At 53.3% G+C, this 13,263-nt stretch carries 10 protein-coding genes and 1 pseudogene; 5 read left to right on the top strand and 6 right to left on the bottom strand.

The features are described from left to right. Positions 1-206 precede the first annotated feature (206 nt). Both ACR0JA_RS22945 and ACR0JA_RS22950 read right to left on the bottom strand, forming a co-directional pair. Entirely contained in the window at positions 207-1,106 is a 900-nt protein-coding gene (locus ACR0JA_RS22945) for a hypothetical protein (protein ID WP_480580054.1), read from the bottom strand. A gap of 1,198 nt (positions 1,107-2,304) precedes the next feature. Continuing rightward, positions 2,305-3,258, bottom strand: coding sequence for an AraC family transcriptional regulator (locus tag ACR0JA_RS22950; protein ID WP_480580057.1), 954 nt, complete (start codon positions 3,256-3,258; stop codon positions 2,305-2,307). A gap of 139 nt (positions 3,259-3,397) precedes the next feature. On the opposite strand from ACR0JA_RS22950, the gene ACR0JA_RS22955 reads away from it, so the two are divergent. Together ACR0JA_RS22955 and ACR0JA_RS22960 are read left to right on the top strand one after the other, a co-directional pair. Further along, positions 3,398-3,922, top strand: a complete 525-nt coding sequence (locus ACR0JA_RS22955; protein WP_480580060.1) for a DUF4142 domain-containing protein — start codon at positions 3,398-3,400, stop codon at positions 3,920-3,922. Then, positions 3,922-4,269, top strand: a complete 348-nt coding sequence (locus ACR0JA_RS22960; RefSeq protein ID WP_480580063.1) for a cupredoxin domain-containing protein — start codon at positions 3,922-3,924, stop codon at positions 4,267-4,269. The genes ACR0JA_RS22955 and ACR0JA_RS22960 overlap by 1 nt, the downstream gene beginning before the upstream one ends. 289 nt (positions 4,270-4,558) lie before the next feature. On the opposite strand, the gene ACR0JA_RS22965 is transcribed toward ACR0JA_RS22960, so the two are convergent. After that, positions 4,559-5,581, bottom strand: a complete 1,023-nt coding sequence (locus ACR0JA_RS22965; protein ID WP_480580066.1) for a permease — start codon at positions 5,579-5,581, stop codon at positions 4,559-4,561. Between the two features lie 85 nt (positions 5,582-5,666). On the opposite strand from ACR0JA_RS22965, the gene ACR0JA_RS22970 reads away from it, so the two are divergent. Then, entirely contained in the window at positions 5,667-6,524 is an 858-nt protein-coding gene (locus ACR0JA_RS22970) for a LysR substrate-binding domain-containing protein (RefSeq protein ID WP_480580069.1), read from the top strand. Between the two features lie 152 nt (positions 6,525-6,676). On the opposite strand, the gene ACR0JA_RS22975 is transcribed toward ACR0JA_RS22970, so the two are convergent. From ACR0JA_RS22975 to ACR0JA_RS22985, 3 genes and pseudogenes are all read right to left on the bottom strand, one after another. After that, entirely contained in the window at positions 6,677-6,820 is a 144-nt protein-coding gene (locus ACR0JA_RS22975) for a hypothetical protein (protein ID WP_480580072.1), read from the bottom strand. Between the two features lie 124 nt (positions 6,821-6,944). Continuing rightward, positions 6,945-8,473, bottom strand: a pseudogene (locus ACR0JA_RS22980) (arylsulfatase). Between the two features lie 78 nt (positions 8,474-8,551). Then, complete coding sequence (locus ACR0JA_RS22985) at positions 8,552-9,484, bottom strand: LysR family transcriptional regulator (protein ID WP_480580074.1); 933 nt, start codon at positions 9,482-9,484, stop codon at positions 8,552-8,554. Positions 9,485-9,579: 95 nt separating this feature from the next. Here ACR0JA_RS22985 and ACR0JA_RS22990 point away from each other — a divergent pair, with 95 nt between their 5' ends. Then, positions 9,580-11,232: an ABC transporter substrate-binding protein gene (locus tag ACR0JA_RS22990; RefSeq protein ID WP_480580077.1), complete on the top strand. Its 1,653-nt coding sequence runs from the start codon at positions 9,580-9,582 to the stop codon at positions 11,230-11,232. A 153-nt stretch (positions 11,233-11,385) separates the two neighbouring features. Then, positions 11,386-13,065 carry a BCCT family transporter gene (locus ACR0JA_RS22995; protein ID WP_480580080.1) on the top strand — a complete coding sequence of 560 codons (1,680 nt, stop codon included), beginning with the start codon at positions 11,386-11,388 and terminating at the stop codon, positions 13,063-13,065. Positions 13,066-13,263 lie beyond the last annotated feature (198 nt).

The following is a 13,263-nucleotide window of genomic DNA, read 5'->3' on the forward strand; positions in this document are numbered from 1 at the left end:
ACGCGAAAAGTCTGATAAAAAGGCGCTCGCACTCTGTTCGGATGACCACTTTCTGCGTCAGCAAAACATTGTTTTTCAACGGAATCGGCTCGTCGCTGTCGTTTGCAGCAAGCAGCGCTAATGACTGCTGTGCGGACTAAGCGGACGTTCGAACTCAGCCACAAGAACAATTACCACGCAACTGGCAAACTTGGTCAATGCTGTGATCAGAACCTGACCCGAAACGCCAGTCCAACCAATGGCGCAGTATCGTAGCTCTGGCGACTTAATTCTGCTCCATTCGCATCATCTAGCGTCAGGCGGCCGTCAAATTCTGCGCCTGCGAATACGCTCAATGAAACTCCAGGATTTGGGTTGTATCCAATGGAAAGTACAACGGGGACACTCTTGTCTTCGCCCACCCCGTCCGGCGCGAGACCTTCCCCATCCAACCTGAATCGAATTCTCTCCGATCGTGCGGTTAATGAAAGGTCTATGGTCTCATTCAACGCGTAGCTCAGCGTCAACCCGGGGCCTTGTGTCGCTCCAATCCCTGAGCCGGTGTTCAAGTTCCAGCGATCATTTAGGTCCCAATCGATCAGCAGGGCCGGAAAAAAATCTGTACCACCATCGTCAAATTGAGAGAACGCGCCAAAGGCCGGTCCTATCGTCAGGCGCTCGTTAAGTTGCCAAGCAATACCCGCGAAAACACCGTAAGTCCTACCATCAGATGCGGAAGCTCCACTTTGATAATCCCACCTGATCTGTGGTGACACAAAAACTGTTGCTGTATCGCTCGCACGAAATCGCATGGGAACAGCAACGCGCAAATCGCGGATGTTCTCCCATGGCTGATTGTTCGATTGACTAAAGCTATAATCCAGCTTGCCGAAGCTGGTTGAAAGCCCAATGGAGTTTCCTCCTTCCAGATTGTAAAGTGCGGTGGCGCGTAGAAATGCTCGGCTTGCAGAGAACTCGCCACCGTCACTCAAATCCGCGTCCCCTTGAAACGCAGCAAGCCCATCAATCTGATAGGCCCAACCTAGCCGGGGCTGCGCGGCTGAAGGTAACGCTGCAAATCCTAGAGAAATAGCTCCAAAGCAGCACGTTAGAAAAAGATTTTTCATTTGGCATTTCCCACGTGACGCTGGTTCCTTTTGGGTTGCCATTCCTAAACGAGCGTTTCAAGCCCAATAAAATCTGCACTGCGGACCAGAGCAGCCATATTGTTTCAGTAGCTTGGTAACGCACAGGCCTCCAATTTGTTGAACATTAAACCGAAAATAATGGCCTCCCGGCGACACCACTCACTAGAATCTCCGGGAGGCAACCAGACGGATCTGGCGAACGCGCGAGCAACAGAGGTAATACAAATTTGCCACGCATGCGAATACTTGAATCTAAAATACAACAAATCAAGTAATTTTACGCGCGCCAAAAAATATGCTCTCGCGTGCTTGAAAATTTCTTGTTTGGTTCGGCTTACACATCCGCGTCAGAAAACGTGGCTGCACTGTGCAATAGGCGTGAAACGAACTTGGACTGTAGCGAACAGAATTTGCGCTCATGCCAACTTGATTGACTACCAGCGGCTAGCGCACATTCGACATAGTCTGGCTAGTCCCATGGTCAGATTATTTCCCCGCGTTGCCCATCATCCCAGATAAAGGTGACGCGGGGAACTTTGATCCATCCTTCGATCAGTACCGTAACAACAACACCCCAAAACTACAGCCCGCGTTGTTCACTTGGTTTCCCTCCGAACGATGCGGGTCTTTTTTGAAGGTGGGGGTGTAATGAGTTTCCGTTGTTCAGAGCGACCGACCGGACCTCCCAATTCTGGTTCGGTCGGTGGTGCATCAAGTGCCTTTCGAAAGATCACCTTGTCGTCGCCATAGGCCCAAAAATCGCGGATAAGACAATCGAAGCAAACGGGAGTGCGCGCATGGGTAAACCTCAGTGAAAGGAAAGCCTAAGCCTCGAAGCTACGGCCAAAATGTGATTCGACGATATACTATTTTGAGAACTCTCAACCCTGGGAGCGAGGCGCGGGCAAATTGGGCTTTTACCGATCACCTGACGCAATAGATCATGCTTTGCCACGCCTGAACCTGGCTCAAGTTCAGGTGTGTGGACGAAGCCGCCGTTCCTAGAGCTTAACGTAATGGCTGCACGCAGCCCAAAACAGACATTCTCCGCCCAGTTCTGATGCTGCAGTCGCAGCTCGCATTGCGGCCGTTCGCTGCGCTAGTAAAGCTGCGGGCTGCACTAACTCACAGTTTCGCAACAAACCAGTCGTTCGAAAAAAGTAAGTGAGTGTCCGGTTTATTGCGCCGAGGATAACGTGATTTGCCGGCGGAAGCCGGCAGGTGAGAGGCCAATTTCCCTCTTGAAAACGCGCGCAAAAGCAGAATCCGATGCGTATCCAGCACTTTCTGCGGCATCCGAAACAGATTTTGATGGGTCAGTAAGACAACGTTTGGCGATCTCCAGCCGCCAAGCTGTTACATATTGCATTGGCGACATCGCCATCTTTTTCTGAAACTGAACAGCAAAGTTTGTTCGTGACATGCCTGCAACGCGCGCCATCGTTTCTATTGTCCAGGATGCGCTTGGATCCTTGTGAAACGCGTCAAGAGCCCGGGCCAGCTGGTGATCAGAGAATCCGCTCAAGCCCCACCTCGAGGATTCGTCACTTTCCACAAACGAACGTATGGCCTGCGCAAGAATGGCTTCTGACATCTTCAAAGCAATGAGATCACCGCCCAGTCGAAGACCCCCGGCCTCATCCCCGATCATGCGCAATGTCGCCTCCATCCATTTTCCAGCGGTTTCCCCATAGTTCCTGAGGTGAATGATCGGTGGCAGGCGTTCCAACAGTATATGCTTTGCATGAGGGTCGAATGAAAAATGGCCGCAGATAAGCTGCGTGTCACGTTCATCCCCGTCGCCGCCGTAAACCAGAACTCCAGTTCCAGTGTATCCCGACCGTTCGATGACTGTGTCCAGAGGCAAAACCGCATCTCTTGTTTCAGCCGCACAGTACAACTTGTGTGACGCGCCATGTGGAACAATCAACAGATCGCCCTGTTCCAACGCCACGACTTTTTTGTATCCTGTAACTTCGATCAGGCAATTGCCCCTATGGGCAAAATGAAATCGGGCGACGTTTTCGAACTTTGGAACTTCAATCCCCCAAGGAGTGGTCAGCGAAGTTCGAAAATAGAGCGCGCCTCGAACAGACAGTTTCGTAAGGATATCGCTAAGCAGATCAAGCATGCATTTTCATGGCAGTACTTAGCGCTTTTGTACAGTGGCTTGAACGATCTGCACGAAAAAGCGAACGTTCCCGCATATATCTCACTTCCTGGTTCGGGTTACTCCTATTGAAGTCGCAACACTCAATGGAGTCTCCAAAATGAAGAAACTGATTTCCGCATTTGCTGTGGCACTCGCCATGACTGGCGCTCAAGCCTCTGCGCAGGACGTCGCCGAGATGAGCGATCTCGAATACGCTCACATTGCCTATACGGCCGACAACATCGACATTCGGTATGCTCATCTGGCTCTGGCTTTGTCGTCTAACCCCGACGTCCATGAATTCGCAAACACGATGATCCGCGACCATACCGCCGTGAATGAAGCGGCCCTGAGCCTGCTCGAAAAATTGGGCGCTTCAGCGCAGGACAATGCGTTCAGCCAAACGCTGAATGCCAATGCCGAAGAGGTCATCGATGGCTTCGTCAAGCTGCGTGGTGCAGAGTTTGATGCCGCTTATGCGGCCAATGAATTGGCCTATCACCAAGCGGTGAATGATCTGGTAGAGAACACCATGATCCCCAATATCGACAATGCCGAAGTGAAGGCTCTGTTCGAGCAGGGTCTTGAGATCTTTAAAGCCCATGAAGGTCACGCCGAAATGATGGTCGAGGCGCTGCAGTGATGAAAAAGATCCATTCACGCCGTCGTGTGATGGGTGGAGCGATCGCATCGGCGGTCGCTCTCGCTTTCACCCAAAAGCAGGCGCGGGCGGCGGAACCCGTAGTTCACGAAATCAAAATCAAAGCATTCGCATTCACGCCAAAGCGTCTGACTGTGTCTGTAGGCGATACCATTCGGTGGACCAATGAAGATCTGGCGCCGCATACTGCCACAGCCGATAAGTTCGGGTGGGACACTGGGGAAATCCCAAACGGTGTAAGCGCCAATATTGAGGTTACTAAAGGTATGGAAACAACATATTTCTGTGCTTTTCATCCACATATGAAGGGAACAATTTTGATTAAGTGATTTGGCTCATTGGATCGACTAAACGAAATCGGATTTTGATGCAGATCGCAGAATTTGGTACTTTGGGCTCCATGCAGACCTCGGTTCTGTTGCGGCAAAGGTCCCTGCCCCGCTGCCAGATGATCACGCAGGCGGCCCACTCCCGCCGTTGGCCAACGGGTCAAGATGCTGCGGTAGCAGCCCGCATTCCGGCCATTCGTCGCAGGCGCGAAATCACGGGCTTTCCGAACAGGAAATCTGCGGACATTGTTGCCGTTCGCTGAACGTCTGCATCCCGTTACACTGAATCTCAGACGATCCACCCAAAGACATACCCCGCCCCAAGCGACCCCAGAACTGCAAGCAGCAGATAGAGCATGAACGGTTGCAATTTGAGCACCGGTGCGATGGCCATAGCACCCCAGATACTTACCGCGCCGCCCGAAACGAGGAACGCCATCGCTGCGCCTTCGGACATGCCGTTGTCGATCAACCCTCGAGTCAGCGGGAGCGCCGCGTAACCGTCGACATAGGCCGGGGCACCGACGAACGCAGCGGCGGGTATCGCCCACCATTTGTCTTCGCCAACATATGCTGCCAGTGCGCCCGGTGTAATGGCCGCGTTCAGAGCATATTCGGCCGCGAATGCCGGGATCAAGCAGATCAGGATCAACCGCGTGGTTGCCCAAACCTGTTTGCCGAAAGACTGACGTCGTGCCTCAGACCGCCAGACCCAAGGATCAAATGGCTGCTCTTCGCCGCATCGTGCAACACTTAGCTGGCGCGCAAGGCCATTGTCCCGAAGCGCATTCATGGCCCAGGGCGTCTTGGCGAACAAGCCGGTGATCGCGCCGCCGAATAGACCTAATCCGAAGGCAGCAAGCGTCTTGCCAATCGCAAAGCTCAGACCAAGGGTTGCCGCGGTTGTCGCGAGCATTGCGGGGTCCGTTATAGGAGAGGACAGCCAGAAGGCCATGATCGGAGCGAGCGGTACGCCCGCAGCCAGCATTCCGGCCATCAAAGGCAGCACGGTCACACCGCATACGGGCGTGATGGCTCCAATGAGCGAGGCCGCCAAAACCGTTCTCAGTGTCCTGCCCTCGAAGGCACCAGCGATGTGGGTATCCGCGCCGCTTGCGATGATCCAGGCTGCAAGGACGATGCCCGGAATGACGATGGGGGCCACTACAATCAGGCCCGATAGGACAAACTTTGCTGCGTTTGCGGTGTGTTCCGGCCAGACAAGACAGACGCCTGCCAGCAGCAGCAAAGCCGCGCCCCACACCAGAGGTTTCCGGCTAGATGGTTGGTGGGCAGCTGTCTGATCTGACATGGGATACTCCTCTGACCTTGAAAAATAGTGCGGCACAAGACATCTGTGAAACGCATAGTTTCAATTTCCGATATTGGAGAAACAGATGGAAAATCTGGATAGCGATCTTCTGCGAACCTTCGTCGCCGTCGCTGATGCCGGAAGCGTCACGGACGGTGCTGCCCGCATCTACCGGTCGCAGTCTGCGACAAGCCTTCAGATCAAGCGCCTCGAAGCGATCCTGGGTCAGCCGGTCTTCGACAGGCATGGTCGCGGGGTGGTTCTGAGCGACACGGGACGAAAGCTTTTTCCAGTCGCGCAGGAGGTGACGGCACGTCTCGACGCGGCGCTACGAGAGATTTCACAGAACACAGTAAGCGGCAAACTGCGTTTGGGCATACCCGACGATCACGGGCGCGCCAGACTTGCGGCGATCATTGCGACCTTTGCCCGTCAACATCCCAAAGTCGAACTGGATGTCACCTGCGCCTTAAGCACAAGTTTTCCAGAAGCCCTCGATAAGGGGTCGCTGGACCTTGCGGTTTATGAGGTCGAAAGCCCGACCAGTCACGAAGAGATTGTTTTTGAAGACCCGACATGTTGGGTTTCGTCGGCGCACCGGCACTTTCGGGCCGAAGAAAGCCTTCCAGTGGCCTTGTTTGATCATGCGTGCTGGTGGCGCGACGCGGCGGTCAATTCATTGCAAGCACGTGGAAAGCCATATCGCGTTGTTTACTCCAGCCAAAGCGTCTCTGGTGTGATTGCAGCAGTAGAAGCCGGGGTCGCAGTGGGTCTGCTCGGTCGCTCCTCGCTGCACGGCGGCCTATCGATAGCGAACGATGCATTGGGCCTCGGAAACACGCCTGCGTCCAAGCTGGTGATGGCATCCAGCAAGCCGAAAGAACAAGGGCCTCAGGACGCTATGAAGGCCGCGATCCGAGCCGCATTTATCGACAACCCATGAAAATGCCGACCTTCGCTGCGCACTATCGAAAGGGCAAGTTGGGCTCAGCACTACCGTTCTTTGCGGTTTGCGTGGTTGACGGGTCGCGACCCCAACCGGACATTCACGACGTAGACTGGCAATTCCGGATCGTGGACAAACCCGCCTTTTGCTCACACCGCCGTTGCTGGCGCAGCATTTGCTCGCATGTGCGGCACGCCTGTTGTTGCGGCGCGGCGCAAATCACCGATCCGGTCGTTCGCGGCAGTCGATTCCACTCGAAAGACAAACGGAAGGTAGTTGAAGATTTTCGCCATCATACTAATCACTTACAATTGGTCTGGTCCGTGCTCTCAGAGTTTGAGCTGATCAACCGGACCGAAGGATTGACGAAGCCACCCTCGGTCCGGAATTTTGCGCTTTGGTTAACATTCTAAGTGATCAGTCACCAACGGGCGAAATCATCTTTTCCATCACTTGGTCAATTGAGAAGGTTCCTGCTTTTTGGCGTGGTGGGAATTCCTCAAACGTCGCAAGGAAAGCCGCCACAAGTTGCTGGGTCGGAACCATCATAAAGGTTCGGTCAATTTGCCAGTCCATGTAGGTGTTGGATGTCCGATACGCTCTTTCGTAAGGATCACGCCGAAGGTTCATGAGCAATGGGGCGCGTAGTTCGGTCCAGGGTTCGATCCATGCCCGTAGCGTCGCCCATGCTTTCTGCTCAAGGAAAATGAATTTCCAGTCTTCGAACCGCAGTGCTGTCAAATCTCCTTCATCCGAGAAGTAGAAGATTTCTTTGCGTGGGCCTTCCCCAACCTCGCCTTGGAAGTAAGGCAAGAAGTTGTAGCCATCCAGGTGGACTTTGTATTCTCGCCCAATCGCGGTGACACCACCTTGTTTTAGCTCTTCCTTGATGTTGTCACGTCCTGCCGCGGCCAAGAGAGTAGGCATCCAATCCATGTGATGCATGATCTCGTTGGAGATCGAACCGGGCTCAACAACACCGGGCCAACGAACAACGCTTGGAACGCGCCATCCGCCCTCCCAATTGGTGTTCTTTTCACCCCAGAACGGTGTCATCGCCGCGTCCGGCCATGTGTTCATATGCGGACCATTATCGGTCGAATAGTGAACACTGTATTGTTGGCGATACCCAGTTCATCCAGTACGGCCAACAGCTCTCCGATATGCATATCGTGCTCGATCATACCCGCCGTGTATTCATCAACATGTTTGCCGACGATCTCATCGGCCTTCTGGCGCATCTCATCTTTGACATGGGTGCGGAAGTGCATCCGCGTGCCATTCCACCAAACATAAAACGGCTTTCCCTGCTCGTGGGCTCGCTTGATGAAGTCGATAGCGGCTGCCACCGTTTCTTCATCTACGGTTTCCATCCGTTTCTTGGAAAGTGGTCCGGTATCTTCGATTGTTCCGTCGGCTGCGGATTTGATGACGCCACGGGGGCCATAAGCCTCGCGAAAGGTGCGCCCGTCGGGAAGAATAGTGTCACCGGGGTAGTCTTCGTTCTCTGGCTCTTCTTCGGCATTGAGGTGGTAGAGATTGCCAAAAAACTCATCAAAGCCATGGTTGGTCGGCAGATGCTCGTCCCTGTCGCCAAGGTGGTTTTTACCAAACTGTCCGGTTACATAACCTTCTGCCTTCAATAGACCGGCAATTGTCGGGTCCTCTTCTTGCAATCCCTGTTCTGCGCCCGGCAAACCAACCTTGGACAAACCCGTGCGGAAGACCGACTGACCAGTGATATACGAGGAACGACCAGCAGTGCAGGATTGTTCGCCGTAGTAATCGGTGAAGATCATGCCTTCATTAGCGATACGGTCTATGTTGGGGGTCTGGTACCCCATCAATCCCATCGTGTAGGCAGAGATGTTCGATTGCCCGGTATCATCGCCCCAAATGATCAGGAAATTGGGTTTCTGATCCTGCGCAAATACAGGAACGGCCAAACCGCCCTGCCCGCCTCAAGACAAGTTCTTCTGACAAGACCCTTCGGGGTATTGTCAGCCGAACAGTTCGACGACGCACTATTTCATAGGTTTTGATAGTACTTGATCGGCGATCCAGTCAAACACAAGCCTCGGACCTCGGCCCGTGTTGGTTTGGCTCCGCGACATGACATACCCAGCGTCGCTTGAGACCAAATCGTCTGTGATGGTAACCAGAGATCCCTTGTTGAGTAGATCGTCGATCAAGCCAATCCAACCCAAAGCCACTCCATCACCGGACAAAGCGGCTTGGGTCACCATGTCATAGTTATTGAAACTTATGTAATTTCTCTTTCTTTCGCCTGTTACACCCAAACTATCAAACCATCCTTGCCAAGTTTGCCAAGCCGCGGTCGCAGGTTTTGAAAGACTCAGAAGTTGTACATTCAACAAGTCTGAGGGTGTTTGGATTGCTCCAATCCTCTCTAATAGTTGTGGGCTGCAAACGGCCGCTACGACCTCTTCCAACAGTAGTATTTCATCGGGTTTTATTTGGTCTTTTGGGGCGACATGAATTTGAATATCACAATCTGCGTCGTCCAGACCGGGAGGCACAGTCGAGGCCAAAATCTGAATTTCGATTTCATCCCCGATTTCCTCTCGCAGATAACCCAGACGCGGTAACAGCCAGAAAGTGGAAAACGCAAAATCGGCAGAAATTCGAACCCTGGGTTTAGTTTTACGTTCATGCAAAGAACTTACGGCATAGTTCATCTGCGCCATCGCGGGTCTGACTACATTCAGAAGTCTCAACCCCTCATATGTAAGTGAAACGCCACGGTGTTCTCTTTTGAAGAGGACGACGCCCAGATCAACTTCCAGACCTTTTATTCGTTGCGAGATCGAAGACTGAGTCAATCCGAGAGCGTCTCCAGCACTTGTGAAGTTCCCGTGTTTCGCGACCACTTCAAAGGCGTGAAGCGCAACAAGGTTACGGCTTAAGCTGGTATTAATCTTGCTAATGTCTTCCATAACAAGTCAGCTACTGCAAAAGAGAGCAAATTTATATCAAAAACTGTGCCAAAGGGCGCGAAAGTAGCCCTTTGAGTAAAACAGGGGAGCCAGTGATGACTAAACAAAGTCGGAGCCAAACCATTCATCCAGCAATAGCAATGCACGTCGGCGAGGTCGCCGATGGAACACTCAGCCGCCGTGAATTCCTGACGCGTGCGACTGCGCTTGGGCTGTCGGCATCTGCTGCTTACTCAATGATCGGTATGTCTCAACCAGCACAAGCTGCGTCGAATATCCAACCCGGCGGAACGATTCGTATTCAGCAGGTTGTGCGCGCTCAGCTTGATCCGCCGCTTTACAACTGGCCACAGCTTGGAAACGTGGTCCGTGGGTTCTTGGAGTATCTCGTTCAGTACAATGCCGATGGTACATTCGAACCTCGGTTGCTTGAAAGCTGGGAAGTGAATGACGACGCAACGGAGTATGTCTTACGTGTTCGGCCAAACGTAAACTGGAATGACGGGCGTGGAACACTGACAGCCAATGATGTTGCATATAACTTTGGGCGCTGGTGTGACGGTAGTTGGGAAGGTAACTCTATGGCCTCGCGCATGGGTTCGTTGCAGAACGAAGCGGGGGACGGTCCGGCCGAAGGGGCGCTTGAAGTGGTCGATAATCTGACTCTGAAGCTGAATCTAACCCGGCCGGACATAACTATCATACCTGCCATCACTGAGTACCCCGCCGCAATTGTGCCTGACGGTTGGTCTGGCGATCCGGCGAATGATCCGGTCGGGACGGGGCCATATAAACTGGTTGAGTATCTGGTCGGTGAAAAGGTCGTTCTGGAGAAGAACACAGATCACGTCTGGTGGGGCGAAGGTGCCTATTTGGATCGGATAGAGTTTATCGACTACGGCACCGACGGCGCCGCGCATCTGGCGGCGGCAGAAGCTGAAGAAATCGACATGACCTATGAAACGGTCGGTGAATTTGTCGACATCTATGAAAGCATTGGTTGGAACCAAAGCGAGTCCGTTTCGGCCAACACTATGGTTTTGCGCACGAACCGTGATGCCGAAGTGGACGGAGTTAAACCTTATGAAGACGCACGTGTTCGCCGTGCTCTAGCTATGGTTTGCGACAATGCCATATTGCTAGAACTGGGATACGCCAATCGTGGCACTCTAGGCGAGAACCATCACGTTTGCCCCATTCACCCAGAATACGCGGACATCGGAGCACCTAAAAAGGATGTCGAGGGCGCGCGAGCATTGTTGGAAGAAGCCGGTATGCTCGACTACGAGCACGAAATCTTCTCGATCGATGATGATTGGCGCCGAAACACGACCGACGCATTAGCGGCACAACTGCGCGATGCTGGGCTCAAAGTAACACGCACAGTATTGCCAGGTAACACATTTTGGAATGATTGGAATAAATACCCGTTCAGTTCGACTGACTGGGGACATCGCCCGCTAGGTGTCCAGGTGCTGACGCTTGCATACAAGTCGGGGGTGGCCTGGAATGAAACCGGTCTGGCCAGCGCCGAATTTGACGCCATGTTGGAAGAAGCCTCAGCAATTGCCGACGCGGAAACGCGCCGCGGGCACATGGAAAAGATCGAACAATTTATGCGAGATGACGGAACGATAATTCAACCCTATTGGCGCTCTCTGTACCGCCATTCTCGTCCCGGCATCATCGGTGCGGAAAGCCATCCGATCAATGAAATTCACGTGCATGAGCTGGCTCTAGAGAGCTGAGGATTCCGGCAAATCTCAACTCCCCGACCCAATGAGATTGGTGAAGCGGCCTATCTGCATCGTTGGTCTCATTGGGCTCCGGGGAACTTTGGTGGTCGAGTCTGAACAAGCAGAATTATCCACCCGAAAATCAAGAACAGGGAGAAGTACAATATGGCGATAAGGCCACCTCTTTCGGAACTTCCGATTAAGACCGCTGACAACGGTTTTTATCGGGGGTTCAGCGTAAACGTGACAGTTGTCAGTAAAATCATCATCAGCTTGTTGGTTGTCTGGTGCATCGTGTGGCCAACTCAGGCCGGCAGAATTCTGGGCGATTGGAACGCAGCCATTCTGGCCCAGTTCGCAGCCTGGTATATCTGGGTTGTCACCGGGTTTGTCATTGTGTGCATCGGTTTGGCCATCTGGCCCGCAGCCGGACGCCTGAACCTAGGCGTTGAAGGTGAAAAGCCCGAATTCTCAAATTTCTCGTGGTTCTCGATGATGTTCGGAGCCGGTATCGGTGTAGGGATGCTGACATGGGCTGTTGCGGAACCCGTCGCGCATTTCAAGAACAACCCGTCGGTTATTCAGGGCGTGACAACAGCCCTTGACGCGGACAATGTGCGCACGGCCTATGTCTGGTCCTATCTGCATTGGGGTCTGGGCGCCTGGGCGTGCTATGCTATTGCAGGCCTTGCGCTTGCGTTCTTCAGCTATCGCCGCGGGCTTCCACTGACGATCCGCTCGTCTCTGACGCCGCTCTTTGGCAAGGCACTATCGGGCAACCTCGGCCATCTCATCGACATCGTCGCCGTCGTTGCGACCATCCTTGGTGTGGCGCAGACACTTGGTTTTGGTGTTGAACAATTCGTGGCAGGCCTGACACGTATCGGGATTGGCGGTCTGGCACATGCCGATGGCTCGGCCACCACGTTGGGCATCATCGTAGCTTTACTGGTTATCATGGGAGCGTCGACGCTGTCGGCGCTGTCAGGTGTTGGCAAGGGCATCAAATGGCTGTCGAACATCAACATGGCGCTATCAATCTTCTTGTTGGGATTCTTCATCCTGTTTGGAGCGACGTTTTTTGGTGCTAAGGCCTTCTTTGTTGGCATTTGGGACTATCTGATTGCTCTGCCGTGGCTCAGCTTCAACGTCTATGCGTCGGACGGAATCGAGGGGTCTGAGTCCTTCCTGTTGGCGCAGTGGCAAGGCTGGTGGCCAGTGTTCTACTGGGCATGGTGGATCGCTTTTGCGCCCTTTGTTGGATTGTTCTTGGCGCGCATCTCGCGCGGACGCTCGATCCGAGAGTTCGTTCTGGGCGCAATGATCGTGCCCTCACTGATGTGCTTTGTTTGGTTCGCGTGGGCCGGCGGCACCGCCATCGACCTTGAGCTCAACGGGAACGCGAATGGTGTGATCCTGGATGCGGCCAATGGCGACAAGATCTTCGCCATGACCACATACATGCTTACACCGATAGCTGAGTTCTTGGCCTGGGCCATGGCGGTTGTGATCGTTGTCCTGTTGATGACATTCCTTGTAACCTCAGCGGACTCAGCGGTTCTGATCGTGAATACGATAAACGCCGCTGGAGACGAAGGCCCCAAGGCGCGGCCGCATATTATGTTCTGGGGTGCTGCTCTGGCATTGGTGGTTGGTGGTTTGCTGATCTCAGGCGGAACCGGGGCTATTCAGACCGCTATGGTAATCGGCGCACTACCGTTCTCTATCGTCATGGCACTGATGTGCGTTGCGCTGATAAAAGCGATCTGGAATGACGGACGCCGCGAAGCTGCCGGTGTTGCATCAACTGTTGATCCAGAAACATCGACTATGCCCGCCGAATAGTACGCGCGCATTCAACTGTGACCCCAGGACAGAACTGGGGTCACAAATTGGATAAAGGCTTATTCAGAAGTTTACCAAAGTGCAGATTCTACGGCGAATTTCTTACATTAAATTTATCCACAAAAAATCCTTGAAGTTTGCCCATAACTCTGCGCGATATTTGCGCATAACTTTGCACGATATGCCCAAAAGTTTGCA

Source organism: Ruegeria sp. AM4 (genome assembly GCF_056540665.1).